Origin of the sequence: Amycolatopsis sp. lyj-108 (assembly GCF_046549005.1) — a bacterium.
GTDB lineage: Bacteria > Actinomycetota > Actinomycetes > Mycobacteriales > Pseudonocardiaceae > Amycolatopsis.
Genome location: NZ_JAJPWQ010000007.1, coordinates 437,944 through 457,010 on the forward strand (window position 1 = coordinate 437,944; position 19,067 = coordinate 457,010).

Annotated in this window: 10 protein-coding genes; 4 read left to right on the forward strand and 6 right to left on the reverse strand. The window is 67.8% G+C overall.

Translation table 11 applies throughout. The features are described from left to right. The first annotated feature begins 33 nt into the window (after nucleotides 1-33). On the forward strand, nucleotides 34-675 hold the full coding sequence (locus ACLJO0_RS26535) for a DUF4360 domain-containing protein (RefSeq protein ID WP_396556153.1): 642 nt from the start codon (nucleotides 34-36) through the stop codon (nucleotides 673-675). Between the two features lie 272 nt (nucleotides 676-947). Further along, entirely contained in the window at nucleotides 948-1,592 is a 645-nt protein-coding gene (locus ACLJO0_RS26540; RefSeq protein ID WP_410581151.1) for a DUF4360 domain-containing protein, read from the forward strand. A gap of 90 nt (nucleotides 1,593-1,682) precedes the next feature. Here ACLJO0_RS26540 and ACLJO0_RS26545 read toward each other — a convergent pair whose 3' ends face one another. From ACLJO0_RS26545 to ACLJO0_RS26560, 4 genes are read right to left on the reverse strand one after another with little or no spacing between them, the layout of a single operon-like run. Beyond that, on the reverse strand, nucleotides 1,683-3,770 hold the full coding sequence (locus ACLJO0_RS26545) for an FUSC family protein (protein ID WP_410581153.1): 2,088 nt from the start codon (nucleotides 3,768-3,770) through the stop codon (nucleotides 1,683-1,685). Next, on the reverse strand, nucleotides 3,767-6,838 hold the full coding sequence (locus ACLJO0_RS26550) for a GH92 family glycosyl hydrolase (RefSeq protein ID WP_410581155.1): 3,072 nt from the start codon (nucleotides 6,836-6,838) through the stop codon (nucleotides 3,767-3,769). The genes ACLJO0_RS26545 and ACLJO0_RS26550 overlap by 4 nt, the downstream gene beginning before the upstream one ends. 55 nt (nucleotides 6,839-6,893) lie before the next feature. After that, complete coding sequence (locus ACLJO0_RS26555) at nucleotides 6,894-7,652, reverse strand: SDR family oxidoreductase (protein ID WP_410581156.1); 759 nt, start codon at nucleotides 7,650-7,652, stop codon at nucleotides 6,894-6,896. A gap of 30 nt (nucleotides 7,653-7,682) precedes the next feature. Beyond that, on the reverse strand, nucleotides 7,683-8,579 hold the full coding sequence (locus ACLJO0_RS26560) for an RNA polymerase sigma-70 factor (RefSeq protein WP_410581158.1): 897 nt from the start codon (nucleotides 8,577-8,579) through the stop codon (nucleotides 7,683-7,685). Nucleotides 8,580-8,842: 263 nt separating this feature from the next. Between ACLJO0_RS26560 and ACLJO0_RS26565 the strand changes: the two genes are divergently transcribed. Further along, the gene (locus ACLJO0_RS26565; protein ID WP_410581160.1) at nucleotides 8,843-11,524 is read left to right on the forward strand and encodes a M36 family metallopeptidase; all 2,682 of its coding nucleotides are present in this window, start codon (nucleotides 8,843-8,845) and stop codon (nucleotides 11,522-11,524) included. Between the two features lie 360 nt (nucleotides 11,525-11,884). On the opposite strand, the gene ACLJO0_RS26570 is transcribed toward ACLJO0_RS26565, so the two are convergent. After that, nucleotides 11,885-12,967: a serine hydrolase domain-containing protein gene (locus ACLJO0_RS26570; RefSeq protein ID WP_410581162.1), complete on the reverse strand. Its 1,083-nt coding sequence runs from the start codon at nucleotides 12,965-12,967 to the stop codon at nucleotides 11,885-11,887. A 236-nt stretch (nucleotides 12,968-13,203) separates the two neighbouring features. Between ACLJO0_RS26570 and ACLJO0_RS26575 the strand changes: the two genes are divergently transcribed. Continuing rightward, on the forward strand, nucleotides 13,204-14,604 hold the full coding sequence (locus ACLJO0_RS26575) for an MFS transporter (RefSeq protein ID WP_410581163.1): 1,401 nt from the start codon (nucleotides 13,204-13,206) through the stop codon (nucleotides 14,602-14,604). Nucleotides 14,605-14,694: 90 nt separating this feature from the next. Here ACLJO0_RS26575 and ACLJO0_RS26580 read toward each other — a convergent pair whose 3' ends face one another. Beyond that, nucleotides 14,695-18,987 (reverse strand): GH92 family glycosyl hydrolase, encoded by a 4,293-nt coding sequence (locus ACLJO0_RS26580; RefSeq protein WP_410581165.1) that lies wholly within the window; start codon nucleotides 18,985-18,987, stop codon nucleotides 14,695-14,697. Nucleotides 18,988-19,067 lie beyond the last annotated feature (80 nt).

Genomic DNA, 19,067 nt, shown 5'->3' on the forward strand with positions numbered 1-19,067 from the left:
GCCCCCCGTGTGGAAGTTTTCGGGAAGGACCCCATGCTCAATGCAGTGGTTGCCGCCGTATCGCTTTTCTCGTCGATAATAACCCCGAACAGCATGTCGCCGCCGCCGGTACCCCCGCCCGACCGGGTCGTCATCGACGTGGTCACCGTCAATGGTTCCGGCTGCCCGCCGGGTTCGTCGGCGGTCGCCGTCGCCAGGGACAACAGCTCCTTCACGGTCACCTACAGCGAATACACCGCCCAGGTCGGCGTCGGCGCGAAGCCGACCGACTTCCGGAAGAACTGCCAGCTGAACCTCAACATCCACATACCGCAGGGATTCACCTACGGTATCGCCAGTGCCGATTATCGCGGTTTCGCTTCGCTCGAATCCGGCGCCAAAGGGCTCCAGCGGGCGAATTACTACTTCCAGGGAAATTCGCCGACCGCGCAGGTGAGCCACCCCGTCAATGGGCCGTTGTCGGACAACTGGCAATTCCGTGACGAGGCCGAAGGTGGCGTCATCATCTACAAGCCGTGCGGTGAGGACCGGAATCTCAACGTGAACACGGAACTGAGGGTCGGTGCGGGTTCGTCGGATCCGAAGAAGACCACCAGTTTCATCACGATGGATTCGACCGACGGCGCGTTCAAGACCACCTACCACTTCTCGTGGAAGACCTGCCCGGCCTCCTGACCGCTCCACCAGGGTGACGGCCTGCTTCCCGGTCCGGAAGAAGGCCGTCCACCCCTGCCTGTTCAGGACCTTGGCCGCTCTGAACGACGACTCCGCAGCTCGTCGCCGCCGTGCCCGGCGGCGGCGAGTCTTCTCGACCCATTTTCGGCGGTCATCCCTGTGTCCGGTGACCGAATCCGTTTCGTCCCGATCGGCGGGCGGGCCGGGAAAGAACGTCTCGCTGACCTCGAATCCGCCCAGTTCCGCCGTGTGGAAGCTTTGGGAAGGATCCCATGCTCAACGTGCTGGTCGCTGCCGTGACCCTGTTGTCCTCGGTCGTCACGCCGAACGCCTGGGTGCCGCCTCCGTTGCCGTCCGACAAGATCGTCATCGACGTCGTGACGGTCAACGGAACCGGCTGCAGACCGGGTACCGCGGCTGTTTCCGTGTCTCCGGACAACACCGCGTTCACGGTCACCTACAGCGAGTACACCGCCCAGGTCGGCGTCGGTGCGAAGCCGACCGATCTGCGCAAGAACTGCCAGCTCAACCTCTATGTCCACGTGCCGCAGGGCTTCACCTACGGCATCGCGGGCACCGACTACCGCGGATTCGCCTCGTTGGCCGCGGGAGCGACCGGGCTGGAGCGAGCCAACTACTACTTCCAGGGCAATTCCCCGACGTCCTTCGTGAACCACGGCCTGAAGGGACCGTTCGAGGACAACTGGCAGTTCACCGACGAGATCGAAGTCGGCGCCATCGTCTACAAACCCTGTGGTGAGGACCGGAACTTCAACATCAACACGGAACTGCGGGCCGCGGTCGGCACTTCCGATCCGAAGAAGACCACCAGCTTCGTCACCATGGACTCGACCGACGGCGCCATCAAGACCACCTACCACTTCTCCTGGAAGACCTGTCCCAAACCGAAGAACTGATCCCTGATCCCTTATGTCGTGAAGGGCACCTTTGAGACCTTCATCGTCTCAAAGGTGCCCTTCACGACATCCCCACGGACCGAGCACCCCTCACGACTTCCCGGACGGCGCCGGATCCGTGGCCTCGACCCCGAACACACGGCCCAGCGCGATCACCGTCTCGTCGAGATGCCCGAGACTGTTGAGTACCGAACGCGCCTGCGGATCGTCGATCCGGTCGGCCACCGGCGTGCCGTCGTCGCGGATCAGCGTCCCGCGGGCGAGTCCGCCCGGATCGCCCATGGCCTTCCTCAGCACCGAGGTGTTCTCCCGGATTCGCCCGGTGTACAGCAGCAGCCGATCCGCCTCGTTGAGCAGCAGCCCTGCTTGCGAGCGCGCCGCGACGTGGCGGGCGCGGAAGGCGATGGTCTCCACCGTCGTGAGCACATGCCAGCCGTAGTCGCGGCGGCTGCTGAGATTCACCGGGTGGGTGAGCGGCTCGATCGTCGTGCGGACCTTGTCCACCGCCCGGTCCAGATCGCGCGACTTCTCGATGACGCTCACGTTCTCGGCACCGGAGAGCAGGCCCGCGGCTTTCTCGACGAACTCGTCCAGCTCTTCCAGCAACGCCGAGACGTCGTCCAGCATCACCGCCCGCGTGCGCACCGGCACGATCACCACCGCCGCCAGCACCCCGGCCGCCGCGCCCACTGCGGTTTCCGCGACCCGGATCCACAGCACCTCGATGCTGAACGTGCCCAGCAGGCTGTACAGCAGCCCGAGCATGCTGGTGATGAAGAACGCCATGATCACCTGCGACACGCGCGCCATGTAGACCATGCCGAACACGCACACCAGGATCAGCGCCAGCGTCGCCGGGACGCTGCCCGACACGAGCAGCGTCAGCACCAGCCCGCCGACGATCCCGATCAGCGTGCCGCCGAGCCGCCGGACGCCCTTGACGAACGTCGCCCCCGCCGTCGACGAGCCGATGAACACCACGAACACCGTCAGCACCGCCCAGTACCACCGCTGGCTCGACACCAGCTCACCGCCGAGCACGGCGAGCCCGCCGCCCACCACGGCCTGGATGGCGCTGCGCGTCTGGTTGTCGTAGGCGAACGCCGCCGACTTCCCCTCGTCGGGATCTTCGGGGTCGTCGGCCGTGTCGGAGACGTCGTGCTCGGCGACCCGCTGTGCCCGCACATCGGCCAGCGCGAGTTCGGCGAGCGCGCGGCGGACGCCGTCACCGGGGGCGGCGTGCTCGTCGATCCGGCTGCCTTCCACCAGCATCTTGCTGAATTCTTCGGTCTCGCTGATCAGCGGCAGCTCGCGGGGATCGCGTTCGATCAGCGACCGGAACCGCCGCATCCGCGCGATCAGATCGTCGCGGACGTCCTCGTCGAGATCTTCGGCACAGGTGCGCTGCACGGTGATCGTCAGCCACTGCACTGCCAGTTCGACCTCGATCGCCCGGCGGCGGAGCCGGTTCGCCGATTCCGCGCCGGTCACCTCCGGCGCGGTGTCCTCGATGAGCAGCACGGATTCGTGCATCCGGGCGTTCGTCCTGCGGAGCCGTTTGCGGGTGCGCTCGCTGCCGCCCACCGCGAGGTGGTCCTCGGCCGCCCTCACCACCGCGGCGAGCCTGGCCCGGAACGCCCGCCGGATCCGGAGGAACTCCGCGTCGGTGTCCCTGCGCAGCAGGATGAACCGGACCACCGCGTTGGCCGCGATCCCGATGGTCAGTGCCAGCAGCAGCGCCGGGACCTGCTTCAAATGCGTCTGGAGGAACATCGCGAAGAAGAACAGGAAGAACGACAGCGAGCCCAGCGCGATCCCGCGCGAGCCGAATCGCTGGGCGTAGACCGCGGCGAAGATCAGCAGCACGAACACGATGCTGTCCAGCGGCGGCACCGCCGATCCCACACTGGCCGCGGTGAGTGACGCCGCGCCGAGGAGCAGCCCCAGTACCAGCGTCACCGCCTGCTTCCCGGGGGTCTCGTCGTTGACGGTGAAGGCGGAGGTCATCGCGGCGATCGCGGCGACGAGGGTGACCGTGAGCGGCTGGTGGAACGGCAGGATGGCCAGCACCGCGACGACGATGCTGAGCACGGCCGAGAAGCCGAGCCGGAGCCGGACCAGGCCGGGATCGGAGGCGACCAGACGGTCGGTCGTGGCCTGGGTGATGCGGGTGATCATCGGGCGAGCAGCTCTCCTTGGGCGAGGGTGACCCGCCGGGCGGTGGACGAGGTGACGCGAAGACGGTATCGGGCGTGCCGCGCCGGCGCGGCGAGGGCGAACGGCCGCGTCTGGCGGCGCCATCGGAACGTCTCGCCCTCACGCTGGTCCAGCAGCGTCCAGTGCTCGCCGTCGTCGGATCCCTCCAGCACCCACGAACGCGGATCGCCCCGGCGGCTTCCCGAGGTCAGCGTGTACATGACGACGTCGCGAGAAGCGTCCTCAACGGGGAACTCGATGACAGGTTCGCGCCCGGGGAAGGTGATCTCGGTCTTGGAGGTGTCGTCGAACAGCGGTCCGTCGACCGCCGTGATGTCCGTGAGTGGTCGCGGGTCGGCGGGCTCGACGGGGGAGTGGCCCCAGTCCGACGGCCGCTCGCCCATCGTGAACTCCAGTTTCGCGCCCTCGGCCAGCGCGGAATGCGGGAGCGTGGTGCTCTCGTGCGGCCGCCCGTCGATCGTCAGCCCTTGGACGTACACGGTGTCGTCGGTGTTGCCGGGCGCCTCGACGACCAGGTCCTTCCCGTTCTCGAGGTGGACGGTCGCCTTCGTGAACAGCGGCGCGCCGATCGCGTACTCGGGGCTGCCCATAGCCAGCGGGTAGAACCCGAGTGCGGCGAAGACGTACCAAGCGGACATTTCGCCGTTGTCCTCGTCGCCGGGGTAGCCCTGGCCGAGGTCGCTCCCGACGTAGAGCCGCCGCAGGACCTCCCGCACGATCCGCTGCGTCTTCGAGGGCGCGCCCGCGTGGTTGTAGATCCAGGGAATGTGGTGCGACGGCTGGTTGGAATGCCCGTACTGTCCCATCCGGACGTCGCGTGCCTCGGTCATCTCGTGGATCAGCCCACCGTAGGAACCCGGTTTGCGGCCGGTCTCCGGCGTCGCGAAGAACGTGTCCAGTTTGGACTCCAGCGCTTCCGTCCCGCCGTGCAGCGCCGCGAGGCCGGCGCCGTCGTGGGGCACGGAGAAGGCGGTGTTCCAGGAGTTCGTCTCGGTGAAGTCGCCGCCCCACGCTTCGGGGTCGTAGCCCTCGGCGGCGAAGTGGCGGCTGCCGTCCCGGTTGCGGCCCTGGAAGAACCCGATCAGGTGGTCGAAGTGGTTCGCGTACTGCTGCGAGCGCTGCCGGAAGTACGCGGCATCGTCGTCATGTCCGAGTGCCTCGGCGAAATTGGCCAGGCCGAAGTCGTTGATACAGCCCTCCAGCGCCCACGACAGTCCCTCGTGGACCGACGTCGGCGTGAACCCGAGGAAGATCGACTCGTGCAGGCCCTTGCGGCCGACGCTCTGCCCGCGCGGCGTCACCGTCGCGTTCTTCAGCGCCGCTTCGTAGGCGGCCTCGACGTCGAATCCGCGTACCCCCTTGAGGTACGCGTCGGCGAACGCCACGTCGGAGCTGGTGCCGGTCATGAGGTTGGCGTAGCCGGGGGAGGACCAGCGTGAGATCCAGCCGCCTTCGCGATACTGCTGGACGAACCCGTCGATCATCCGCCCGCACCGGCCGGGGGTGAGCAGCGCGTACGCGGGCCAGGTGGTGCGGTAGGTGTCCCAGAAGCCGTTGTTGACGTACATCTCGCCGTCCACGACCTTCGCGCCGGTCCGGGTGCGCGTGCTGGGCCAGAGGCGGCGGACGACCGGGCTCGCGTGGCGGACGCCCTTCGGGGTGTCCTCGTGCGCGGAGTTCGGATACAGGAACAGGCGGTAGAGATTGGAGTAGAACGTCGTGCGCTGGTCCTCGGTCGCTCCCTCGATCTCGACCCGGCCCAGCACCTCGGCCCACTGCGCGCGAGCCTGATCGCGGACCTGCTCGAAGGTCTTCCCGGCGGGGATCTCCTGGTCGAGGTTCCGCTTGGCCTGCGCGAGGCTGATCAGCGACGTCGCGATCCGCATCGTCACCTCGCCGGCCGCGAACTCCAGGAACCCGGTCACCGTGCGCCACATCGGGCGCCGGATCCTCCCGCCGTTTTCGGCGTGGACGTCGAACTCGGCGTGGACGAACATCCGCCGCGCGCCGGCCGACAACCTGCTGCGCACCCAGGTGTGGCCGGTGAGGACACCGTTCGCCGGGTCGAGTCGCAGCCCTCCCCGGTTGCGGGCGTTGTCGAACAGCAGCCAGCCGCGGTCACCCGGGAAGGTGAACCGGAACAGTGCCGCGTGATCCGCCGGGGCGATGTCGGTGGTGATGCCGTTGGCGAACCGGACCCCGTAGTGATGCGGCCGGTCGATCTCGTCGTCGTGGGAGAACGCGAGCGCGCGGCGGGCCCGGTCGGACTCGACCGGGCCGATCCCCGGCATCACCTGGAAGGTGTGCCGGTCGCCCATCCACGGACTCGGCTGATGCGACAGCGCGAACGCCTGCAGCGCGGGACGGTTCTCGGCGTCGTTGTGCCGGTGGTAGCTGTAGATCCAGTTGGTGACGCCCGCGTCGGTGACCGGGGTCCAGAAGTTGAAGCCGTGCGGGACGGCGGTCGCGGGGAAGTTGTTGCCCCGCGAGAACTTGTCGCTGGAATGCGTGCCGCGGGTGGTGCGGACGTGGTCGACCGGCTCGCGGATCTCGATGACGCGTTCGGTGATCCGGACGTCGTCCACCCAGCCCGCGCCCTCGCCGTCCGGTGGTTCGCTGACCAGGACGATCCGGGCGATCCGTCGTCCGGTGAACTCGCCCAGCCCGCGGCGCACGAGGTTCCACTGGTCCACGTACAGCGTCTTGTCCAAGCCCTGTCCGGCGGCGCTGAACCCGGCGGACGCCCCGTCGGCGAACTCGACGTCGAGGGCCACGAAGGTGCCGCGGTAGTCGGTCCCGGCCTCGGGGAAGACCACATAGGACAGTTCGGTGTCGCCGGTGACCTCGATGTCCACTTCGAACAGGGTGACGCGCAGCGTGTTCTCGTAGCGGAGGGCGTGCGCGCCGGTGAACCCGACGCCGGTCTTCGCGGTCGGTGACGACCGTGGCCCGGTGCCGACGCGCAAGGCCGGATCCACCGGTTGCGGATCACCCGTTTCGAAGGAGGAGAAGAACCCGGTGATCGTCACCAGGCCACCGTAACTCGCACGCGTGAGCCCGGCTCGGTGTGCCGCGTCCGGTGGGCTAAACGCGTGAGGAGAGGAACTCCTCGAAGGTGCCCGTGCCGGTCGCGTTCTCCGGGGTCAGGTTGCCGCCCGCCCGGAACGCCCGCGCCGCCGTGCCCGGCAGCCACAGCGGCACGATCGGCTTCCGGTGCCCCACTGACCGCTGGTACGCCTCCGCCAGGTCGCGAGCGCTCCGCACCTCGGGGCCGCCCATATCCGGTACCCGCCCCGACGGCGCTCTGGACACCAGCTCGACCAGCCGGTCCGCGACGTCGCCGGTGCTGACCGGCTGGAACCGGAACCCCGACGGCATGAACGTCACCGGCAGCCGCCGCTGCGCCGACGACGCCCGCGCGACGAGCTCGTGGAACTGCGTCGCGCGCAGCACCGTCCACGGCAGACCGGACTCCTCGATCACCTTCTCCGAGGCCAGCTTCTCGTTGTAATAGAAGAACCGGATCACGTCGATGCCGACGATCGAGATGTACACCAGATGCGGGCCGCCCGCGCGCCGCGCCGCCTCGACCAGATTCCTGGTCACCTGCTCGTCCCCGCGACCCAGCGTCGACGCGCAATGGATGATCGCCGAGACACCGTCGACAGCCTCGGCGAGACCGTCACCGGTCTTCAGGTCGCACCGCGCCCACTCGTTCGGTTCCTCCGCGGGACGCGGCCGCCGGCTCATGATCCGGACCGGCCGGTCTCCGGCGACCAGCCGCCGCACCACCTCACGGCCGAGGTCGCCGGTACCGCCGGTCACCAGAATCGGGTTCGCCACCTTGATCCTCCGTTCAGAGAGCTTCCACCCTCAAGAACCGGCGGGCCATCCGGAACGTGACAACTGCCGCGACAGGAACGTCAGTTTGTCCGGATTCGCGACCGCGCGGAGCCCGGAGATCCGGCCGTCCACGATCTCGAACCCGAGGATGCCGTACAGGGCGCCGCCTGCCGTCGCGATCACCGCGGGACCGCCGTTGACCTCGCCGATCCTGATCGACACCTGTCCGGCACCGGCGAACATCCCGGCGTACAGCCGCGCGACCTTGGCCGCGCCGTGCACCGGACGCCGGGCCGCGGTGGCCTTGCCACCGCCGTCCGACCACGCCGTGACATCGGCGGTCAGCAGACTCTCCAAAGCGGGCAGATCGCCGTCCTTCGCCGCCGACAGGAAGCTCTCGACGAGCCTTTCGAGATGTCGCGGGTTCGAAACCCGTCGCTCGTCCGGCCGGTTCAGCGCCCGTCGCGCGCGGCTGTGCAGCTGGCGTGAGTTGACCTCGGACACGTCGAGGATCTCGGCGATCTCACGATGGCTGTACGCGAAGGCCTCTTTCAACACGAACACCGCCCGCTCGACCGGGCTGAGCCGTTCCAGCAACACCAGCATCGCCAGCGACACCGAATCCCGCTGCTCCGCCGTCTCCAGCGGACCGAGCACCTCATCCGAGGTCAGGACCGGTTCGGGCAGCCACGGCCCGACATACCGTTCTCGCTGTGCCCTGGCCGAGGTCAGCCGGTTCAGGCAGAGGTTGGTGACCACTTTCGCCAGCCACGCCCGCGGCGACGCGATCGACCCGTGTTCGGCGCCCGCCCACTTCGGATAGGCGTCCTGAACGGCGTCTTCCGCCTCCGTCGCCGAACCGAGCAGGCGATACGCGAGACCGAACATGACAGGGCGCAGCCGCTCGAATTCCGTGGCGCTGTCCATCTTCCCCTACGAATCCCGTTCGATCCACTGTGGACGCTCAGACGCGAGGGTCCCGCTCACCGGGAATTCCGTACCTGATCGGCGCTGACGTCCACTGTGACTGTATCGGTACGAAGAGAACGTCTGCGTCACCACCAAGAGAGGGGTCTGGAGTGACGTCACGTTCGTCGCGTTCGCGTACCTCGTTGTGCGCCGCGACCGCAATCACAGTATTAGCGCTGGTCACAGCGCCCCAAGCCGGAGCGGCACCGGCACCGGGCGCCGTGCACACCACACCGGACAGATCCGGGAAGGACATCGATGTCCGCGACACGGCGAGAACCAGCCCGCGCGTCCTCGGCGCGCACGACCGGCTCTCGGCGTCACGGGCGAATTCCGTCGCGAAGGCACGCGCGGAACTGGGCAACCAGGCCGTGCTCGACTACGACGAGCTGACCGGCACACCCCGCGTCCTCGCCCGCACCGACGGGTTCCTCACCGGACCGAGCGGGAAATCACCCCGCGACATCGTGCTGAACTACCTGCGGGAGAAAGAAGGCCTCGTCGGCCTCAGCGCGGGAGACACCGCGAAGCTGAACCTGCGCAAGGACTACGTCGACGTCGAAGGCACCCACCACCTGTCCTTCACCCAGTCCGTCGGCGGGATTCCGGTGTTCGGCAACGGCTTGAAAGCACACGTGGCCAAGGACGGCAGGCTGATCCAGCTGGACGGGGCGCCCGTGCGCGACCTTCCCGCGTCGCTGGGCGCGGCCACGCTGACCGCCCCCGCCCCGGACTCCGAACAGGTCGCTTTCCTGACCGGCGACGGGATCCGGCCCGCCTGGTACACGCTGGCCGAACCCGCCGTGGACAAGATGTTCCAGGAGGTGACCGACGCCGGCACCGGCAAGCTGCTCTACCGCAAGAACCTGGTGAACCACGCCAACGACGCCACCGACGCTGCCGGCGCCAAAGGCCTCGCCTGGGAAGCCCAGCCGGGCCCGCAGAAGCAGGTCAACCTGACCCAGAAGGGCTGGCTGCCCGCCGACGCCAAGACGCTGGACGGCAACGTCGCGCACGTCGCCGCCGACGTCAACGGCGACCTGAAGTTCCAGCCGCAGGAGGAGATCGGGCCGAACACCGACGGCACCTACCGCTACAAGTTCACCGACTTCACCGGCGTCGTCGGCCCGCCGTGCTCGACGGCGAGGCCGTGCTCCTGGGACCCGAAGACTCCGGGCTCGTGGGCGAAGAACCGCGAACAGAACGCCGTGCAGGCACTGGCCTACGTCGGGAGCTTCCACGACCACCTAGCCTCCTTCCCGATCGGCTTCACCCGCGAGGCCGGCAACTTCGAGAAGGTCGACGGCGACGCCGTCCAGGTCCACACCCTGCTCGGCGCGCAGGAACCGGGCTACTACGACAACGCGTTCATGGGCACCCCGCCGGACGGGCAGCCGCCGACGATGGGGATGTTCCTGTTCCACGACCCCCGGGACCCCACCGACCCGTTCCTCGCGGCGAACTCCGCCGACGACGCCACGATCATCCATCACGAGTACGGCCACGGCCTGCCCAACCGGCTCGTCGTCGACGCGCAGGGCAACTCCACGCTGAACTCCTTCCAGTCCGGGGCGATGGGTGAGGCTTGGAGCGACTGGTACGCCTTCGACTACCTCGTCGGACGCAACGCGATCAAGGACACCTCGGCGCCCGGTGAACTCCTCGGCGGCGACTACGTGAGCAACGGCGTCCCCCTCGCCCGCACCCAGCCGCTGGACTGCCCGGTCGGCGCCGGTGCGCCGCAGTGTCCCGGCACGCCGGGGGCGGGGCCTGGTGGTTACACCTACGGCGACCTCGGCCGGATCATCGGGTTCCCGCAGGTCCACGCCGACGGCGAGATCTGGGCGAGCACCCTGTGGGACCTCCGCTCGGCGCTCGGTGTGCAGCTGACGCGGGCGCTGGTCACCCGTGCGATGGAGCTTTCACCCGCGTCGCCGTCCTTCCTCGACATGCGGAACGCGATCCTGCAGGCCGACACGGTGATCAACGGCGGCCGCGCGCACGCCGAACTGTGGAAGACCTTCGCCGCACGCGGCATGGGCTACTTCGCCGCGTCGATCACCGGCGCCGACACCGCACCGGCCGAGGACTTCTCCACCCCGCCGCCCGCCGGCACCCCGACCGGGACCGTGACCGGCAAGGTCACCGAACGCGAAAGCGGTGCCCCCATCGGCGGCGTCGCCGTCCGGTTCAGCGGTCACGACTCCGGATTCGGTGGCTCGCTCTCCGCGGTCACCGACGCCGGCGGCGGCTACACCATCCCCGGCGTGCTCCCCGGTACCTATCCGAAGGTCTACGCCTCCGGAGGCGGCGCCGACAGCGAGACCCGCGCGGTCTCGGTGCGCTCGGGGACCACCAAGGTCGACTGGTCACTGCGGTTCAACTGGGCCTCCACCGACGCGGGCGCCGGTGTCACCGCGTTCAACGGCGAGGACTTCACGCCGTACGGCTGCGGTCCCGGTGACCTGGTGAAGTCGTCGGTGCTCGGCGGTGGTGGCTGGTCGACCGACAAGGTCGTCCGCGCCGACGGCACGGTCGAGACGCGGTTCGTCACGATCAAACTCGGCAAACCGGTCAACGTCAGCGCCATCGAGATCGACCCGACCAATGTCTGCGGCGACGACCCGCCCGCCGCGGCCAAGGACGTCACCGTCGAGACCTCGGTGGACGGCACGACGTGGGTGAAGGCGGGCACCGGCGACTTCGAACCCGCCGACCTGAACAAGCTCACCGCGCTCCAGCTCGCGCCGGGCAGCGCGACCGGGGTGCTGTTCGTGCGGCTGACCGTTTCGTCCAACCAGCTGTCGTTCTACCCGGGCAGGGTCTGCTCGCCGCAGCCCACGACGGCAGGCTGCCTGTACATGGACGTGCAGAAACTGGCCGTGCGGGGCGCTCCCGCCTGACGGTTCGCAGTACGTGAAGGCCTCCTTCCTTACCCTCAGGGTAGGGAAGGAGGCCCTCACGTATTGGAAGGTCGAGATCTTGCAGGTCAGACGAATATTCGTCACTTCACCGTCACAGGGCCGCACTCACGGGTGGCGGAGCTTGATCAACGGAAGATCAGGGACACTCAACGTCCTGAATCCTCCGCGCTCGACCACCGCGGGCACTACCCCCCACATTCAAGTGATCAGCGACCAAGTCCGGACCACCAAGAGCGCCGCTAACCAGTGACTTCACGTACTGGGGAAGGTGTGAAGGCCGAGTTCCTTACCCTCAGGGTAGGGAAGGAGGCCCTCACGGCACCGTGCCTCCGGAAGACCTCAGCAGAAGACTTCGTTGAGCAGCTTGAAGAGCGCAGGGTTGGGGTCGCCCCCGGTCGGCGCGCTCGTGGCCGAGAGCTCCAGCCGCTTCTTGGTGTCCGGCGTGGTCAGCAGCTGCGAGGAGTAGCCGGGGATGCCGCCGCCGTGGCCCCACACCTTGCTGCCGCACGGCAGGGTTTGCACCTGAAGGCCAAGGCCGTAATCGGGGCTGACCGTGGTGGTCTTGCTGATCTCCCGCTGTTGCGCGGGCTTGAGCAGCTTGCCGCTCGCGAGCGCCACGACGAACGTGTCCAGATCACGGGTCGTGGAGATGATCTCGCCGGCGGCCCACGCGACCGACGGGTTGATGCGGGTGACGTCGTTCGGTTTGCCCGCCACGGTCACGTAACCGTGGGCGTGCGGGCCCCTGATCTCGACGTTGTCACCGGGAACCTCGGTGCTGTCGAGGTGCAACGGCTTCAGGATCCGCTGTTCGACCGCCTTCCCGTACGGCTTGCCGGTCAGCTTCTCCACCAGCAGACCCGCGACCACGTAGTTGGTGTTGGAGTAGCTCCACCGGGTGCCGGGGTCGAAGTCGAGTGGCTTGTCGGTGGCAAGCTTGAGCAGCTGCTCGGGAGCCCAGTGTTTGTAGCGGATCTGCTCGAATTCGTCCGGGTCGAGCGGTAACGCGCTGGTGTAGTTGTAGAGGCCGCTGGTGTGCTGCAGGACCTGGCGGACCGTGATGCGGCCGTCGATCAAACCGGGCAGGTAACGGACGACCGGCGCATCCAGGTCGAGCTTGCCTTCGCCCGCGATCTGCAACAGCACTGTCGACACGAACGTCTTGGTGATGCTGCCGACGCGGAACCGGCCGTTCTCCGGCACTGGGCGATGCGAACCCAGCTCTGCCTTTCCCGAGCGAGCGGTGAACCGCTGCGCGCCGTCGGTCACCCTGGCTTGCACGCCGAGCACCCCGTTCACGGTGATCTGGTCCAGCGCCTCCTGTACGACCTTGCGGTCGGCGCTGGTGTCGGCGAGCGCGGTACCCGTGGTGGCGATCAACCCGGCGACGGTGAGCGCGGCAACGAGCCGGGTTCTCAGCAAAGGCCGCGACGATTTTCTTTGCACCATAAGAAAAATCTCCCCTGTAAGCGCGAATGCTCTCCCCAGCCGACGCTAGCGTCCGGCGCTCCTTACCCGCAGTAGCGGAAAACACTTCCACTCGAACAGAGCAGCGATGGTAAGATCGCGGTATCGGGGTAGAAACGTGCTGTCCGATCGGCACGCGCATAAGCGGTATCGAATGAACCGTCACTCCTTCCCAGTGAAGGAGTTTTTCTTTGCGTACCCACGTTCAAAGCCGGTCCTTGGTCGAAGCGTGGCCCGCGCTGGCCGGGCTCTCGGCCGTGTTCCTGTTCGAGATGCTCGACAACTCGATCCTCAACGTCGCGTTGCCGACCATCGGCCGCGAACTCTCCGCCTCGACCACCACCCTGCAATGGGTGACCGGCGTGTATTCCGTCGTGTTCGGCGGGCTGATGCTGGCCTTTGGTGCGCTGGCCGACCGGATCGGACGGCGCAAGGTCATGCTCGCCGGGCTCGTGCTGCTCGGCGTGGCGAGCCTGGCCACGATGTTCGTCACCGTCGCGTGGCAGCTCATCGCCGTCCGGGCCGTCATGGGTGTCGCGGCCGCGATGACGACACCGGGGTCGCTCGCCCTCGCGTTCCGCCTGTTCGACGACGACGTGTTGCGCGTACGCGCGACCACCCTGATCTCGACCGTGGGCCTGGTCGGCCTCGCCATCGGCCCCACCGCCGGTGGGCTCGTGCTCGGCTTCGCACCGTGGCAGGCATTGCTGCTGGTGAACGTGCCGGTCGCAGCGCTCGCGTTCCTCGGTATCCGGGCGGGTATCCCGGTCGACGACCCCGCCGGCCTGCACCGCGATCCGATCGATGTTGCCGGTGCCGCGCTGGGGACCGCGACGATCATCCTCACCCTTGTCGCTCCCACGTTCTTCGTCGAAGCCGGCACCGTCTCCGCTCTGCCCTGGGGCGTCGCCGCGGCCGCGCTCATCACTGGAACCTGCTTCGTCCTCCGCCGGAGGACCGCACGGCATCCACTGCTGGAGCTGAAACTCATCGCCCGGCCACTCGTCTCCAGCGGCCTGGCGCTCAAAGCCGCTGCCGCGCTGGCGACCGCCGGGCTCGGCTACCTCGTGACGCTGCACCTCCAGTTCGGCCTGGGCTGGACTCCCGCCCAAGCCGCCCTCGGGATGCTTCCCCAGGTCGTCGTCCTGATCGCCGGCGGCGCGCTCATCACACCGCTGATCACCCGCGTCGGTCTCACCAAGGCCGCGTGGCTCAGCGCCTGCGCGGTCGTGTGCGGACTCGCCGTCTACACCGCGTTCGGCGGGCTCGGCTACGGCTGGATCGCCGTCGCTCTCGCCCTCGTCGCGGCGGGTATGCGCGTTGTCGGTGTCGTGGCGGGCACCAACGTCATGCGTGGCCTGCCGTCGGACCGGACCACCGTCGGGGCCGCGCTCGTCGACACCGCCGGCGAGGTCACCACCGGGATCGGCATCGCGCTCGGCGGCACCATCCTGGCGCTGGTCTTCCCCGGCGCGCTGACGGCGGCTCAGCAATCGGCGGACTTCCCGAAGGCGGTCACCTACGCCGGGCTCGCGCTCACCCTGCTTTCCGCGGCTCTCGTCGGCTTCGGAATCCTCCGCGGCCGCAAGTAGATGACGAATTGCGGCACGTCCTGAGTACGTGAAGGCCCCTTTCACTGCGTCTAGCGCAATGAAGGGGGCCTTCACGTACTTACCGGAGGACTACAGCTTCGCGCACTGTCCGGCGGCCGGGCCGCGGACGGTGTTCTGCAGGTCGTAGTCCGTCGGAGCGGGGGAGTTGGCCGCGCACGCCAGAGGTCCGCCGATCGTGCTCGCAGTCAGCACCGGCCCCTTGTTGCCCGTCAACGCCACCGGTCCGCCGATCTCGGTCAGTTCGATCGAGACCGGTCCGGTCGCCCCGGTGATCGACACCGGACCGTTCACCTTCGTCCGGTCCAGCACGATCTGCGCCGCACCGTTCGCGGTCAGCGGACCGGAGATCGTCCCGCCGCGGACGATCAGGCTCGCGCCCGCCGCCACCGACACCGGACCCGACACCGTCGCACCGTCCACACAGGTCACCCCGTCCCGCACGGTCAGCGGGCCCTTGCGCTCGCCCGTGATCGTCTGCGTGCACGCCGCGTCGGGTTTGCCCAGCACCTCGAACTCCGACAGCGACGCCTCCCCGCCCGTGGTCGCGATGACCTCGAGCCGGTAGTGGGCGTAGTGCGCCGGGTTCGCGATCTTGAACGCCCTGGTCTGCTGACGCCACGAGAACTTCTGATCGGTCCGCTGATCCGCGACCGCCCACGTCTTCCCGTCGTAGGAACCCTTCAGCACCCAGCTCTTCGCGTCGCCCGCGCCCTTGCCCGAGGTCAGCGTGTAGAACGAACCCGCTTCGTTCGTCGAGGGCACCTGATACTGGATCGGCGCCTTGACCTTCGCCTCGGTCCGCGACGTGTTGTCGAAGAACGCGGCGTCCCCACCGGAGACCGGCTTGGTCAGGTCGTGCACCGGCGTCGGCACCGCGTCGCCCTTGGTGATCGACTTCGGCGCGTCGTCCGGGCCGGTACCCCACGACGACGGGTTCGGGCCCATGTCGAAGTCGAGCGTCCCGCCTCCTCCGATCGCCGCATGCGCCAGGGACGTCGAGGTCTGCGCCTTGCCGTTCACCTTCAGACCCTGCACGTAGACGTTCTTCGCGCTGTTCTTCGGCGCGTTGACCACGATCTTCTTACCGCCCGGCAGGTTCACGGTCGCCTTGGTGAACAGCGGCGAGCCGATCGCGTAGTCCGAACTGCCGACCTGCAGCGGGTAGAAGCCCAGCATGCCGAACAGCCACCACGCCGACTGCTCACCGTTGTCCTCGTCACCGCCGTAGCCCTGGCCCAGCTCACTGCCGACATACAGCCGGGACAGCGCTTCGCGGACCTTCGCCTGCGTCTTCGACGGCTGACCCGCGTAGTCGTACATGTAGAGCGTGTGGTGCGCGGCCTGGTTGGAATGCGCGTACATGCCCATCCGCACATCCCGCGCCTCGGTCATCTCGTGGATGACCCCGGGGTAGGTACCGAACTTGAGCCCCTGCTCGGGTTTGGCGAAGAACTCGTCCAATTTGGACGCCAGCCCCGCCTTGCCGCCGTAGAGGTTCGCCAGGCCCTGCCCGTCCTGCGGGACCGAGAACCGCATGCCGTACGCGTTGGTCTCGGTGTAGTCGATACCCCAGACCTCCGGGTCGAACTCCTCCTTGCTCCGGGTGAACTTGCCCGCCGCGTCACGGCCCTGGAAGAAGCCGACACTCGGGTCGAACACGTTCACGTACTGCGTGGCCCGCTCGGTGAAATACCCGTAGTTGTCCAGGTACTCCTGCTTGCGCGGGTCGTTCGCCGGAGCCTCGTCGTGGAGTTTCTTCGACATGTTCGCGATCGCGTTGTCGTTGACGTAGCCCTCGATCGCCCACGAGAACCCGTGGTCCGCGGTGTTCGGCGCGTACCCGAGGAACGTGCCCTCGTCGATGCCCTTGCGGCCGACCGCGCCGTTCGGCGGGGTCACCGTGGCGTTCTTGATCGCCGAGTCGTAGGCCGACTGGACGTCGAAGCCCTTGATTCCCTTGAGATAGGCGTCCGCGAAGGCAGCGTCCGAACTCGTTCCGGTCATCAGATCCGCGTAACCGGGGGAGGACCAGCGCGAGATCCAGCCACCGTCGCGGTACTGCTGCACGAAACCGTCCACCAGCTTGCCGGTGGTCTCCGGGCTGAGCAGCGAGTACGCCGACCACACCGTGCGATAGGTGTCCCAGAACCCGTTGTTGACGAAGAACTCGCCGTCGACCAGTTTCGCCCCGGTCTGCGTCGGAGTGTCCTGGCCGGTCTTCGGCGACACCGGGCTCGCGTACTTCTTCACCGGCTTCTCGACCGTGCCGACGTTCTCGAAGCCCGAGTTCGGGTACAGGAACAGGCGGTAGAGGTTGGAGTAGAGCGTGATCAGCTGGTCCTTCGACGCGCCCTCGACCTCGATGACCTTGAGCTTCTCGTCCCACGCCTTCTGCGCGGTGTCGGCGACCGACTCGAGCGTCGCGTTCGGGGCGAGCTCCTGCTCCATGTTCTTCTTCGCCTGATCGACGCTGATCAGCGACGTCGCGATCCGCATGTTCACCGTCTTGTCGGCGCCCGCGTCGAACTTCAGGTAGCCGAGGACGTTGTCCCGCTTCTGGTCGCCCGAACCGGTCGACAGCTTCGAACCGGCGGTCACCGGCTTGTCGAAGGTGGCGTAGACGAACATCCGGGTCGCACCGGCCGACAGCCCGCTCTTCACGTCGCTGTACCCGGTGATCGCCCGGCCAGCCGGGTCGAGGGTGAGCCCGCCGTTGTTGTTGACGTTGTCGAAGATCAGGTTCGAGTCCGCGCCGGGGAACTTGAACCGGTACAGCGCCGCGTGATCGGTCGGCGCGACCTCGGTCTTGATCCCGTTCTCGAAGTCGACGCCGTAGTAGTGCGCCCGCGCGGTCTCGTTCGAGTGCTTGAACGGCAGCTTCCGCGCCTCACGGTCGGGATTCGGCACCCCGGACGCGGTCGAGGGGAGGAACTGGAAGGTCTGCCGGTCCGCCATCCACGGACTCGGCGCGTGGCTCGCGGAGAACGCCTGCAGCGCCGGAAGGTTCTGCTCGTTGTTGCGCGAGTGGTAGGAGTACATCCAGCTCAACGTGCCCGCGTCGGTCGTCGGGATCCAGAAGTTGAACCCGTGCGGCACCGCGGTCGCGGGCATGTTGTTACCCCGCGAGAACGACCCGTTCGACAGCGAGCCGCGCGTGGTCAGCACGTTGTCCGACGGGCGAAGGCTCGCCGGCGGCGTCGGCGTCGCCGAGACCTTGATGTCGTCCAGCCAGCCCTGCAGCGAACCCGGCCCGTCGGCGTTGTCGTAACCGACCAGGATCCGGTCGACCGTCTTGCCCTTCGCGACCACACCGATCTGCGAGCGCACCAGATTCCACTGGTTGGTGTAGAGCACCTTGCTCGCGCCCTGGCCCTGCGGGGAGAGCCCGAAACCGTACTGGTCGACCGCGCCGAGCTGGCTCAGGTACGTGCCGTCGGTGAACGCCAGGTCCACCGCGACGTTCGTGCTCGGGTACTTGAGGTCGCCGCGGATGAACTCCGGCTGCACCTTGTACGACAACTCCGAGGTCGCCGCCACCGGGATGTCGACGTCGAAGATCTTGTTGTACGACCAGCCGTGCCCCTGCGCCTTGTGGCTGCCGGAGTAGCGGAACGCCCGCAGGCCGGTGAACCCGACCCGGTTCTTGCTGGTGTAGCCGCTGCCCGGGCCGCTGTCGGCGAAGCTGCGCATGTTCGGCAGCGCCGGCGGGGCCGGGTCCTCGTTGGCCAGCAGCAGCTCCGAAAGCTGCATGATCGGGCCACCGTTGTTCTTGGTGACGTCGAGCCGGAAGTACTTGTACGCGGCACTCGCGGCCGCGAGGCGGTACTCCTTCGTCTGGAACGGCTCGCTGAACTTCTGCCCGGTCTGCTTGTCCAGCTCCGTCCAGGTCTGGCCGTCGGCGGAACCCTGCAGCGTCCAGTCCTGCGGGTTGCGGTTGTCGAAGTCGTTCGCCGAGGACAGCGCGTACCGCGTGATCGACGTCGGCTCGGACAGCGTGACCCGCGCCCAGCCGGTCGGCGTCCAGGCCAGCCACTTGGTGTCGGTCGAGCCGTCGACGAGGTTCGATACGCCCTCGTTGGGCGTGTTCTCGCTGTTGGCGGAGGTCTCGGTGACCTTGCCGCGGATGTCACCGGGGATGGTGGTGGCGTTCGCGCCGTCGACACCGAAGGCCTTCGGCTTGCCCGACGGGTCGATGTCGACGGTGTCGCTCCACGTCGGCTCCGGTTCACCCGGCTCGAACGAGGAGTAGAAGTCCGGTGGGGCCTCTTCGGCCGCGGCGGTGGCGGGGAGGGCTACCAGCCCGGACGCCACGACCGTGGCACTCAGAAGGCTGCAGACCCAAGGTCTGACGCTTCGGGGCATCGTTGCACCAATGCTTTCTCGCAGGGGGACCGGTGACGCCAAGAGAGAAGAACTCGGTTGTGACATCGATGTCAAGACAC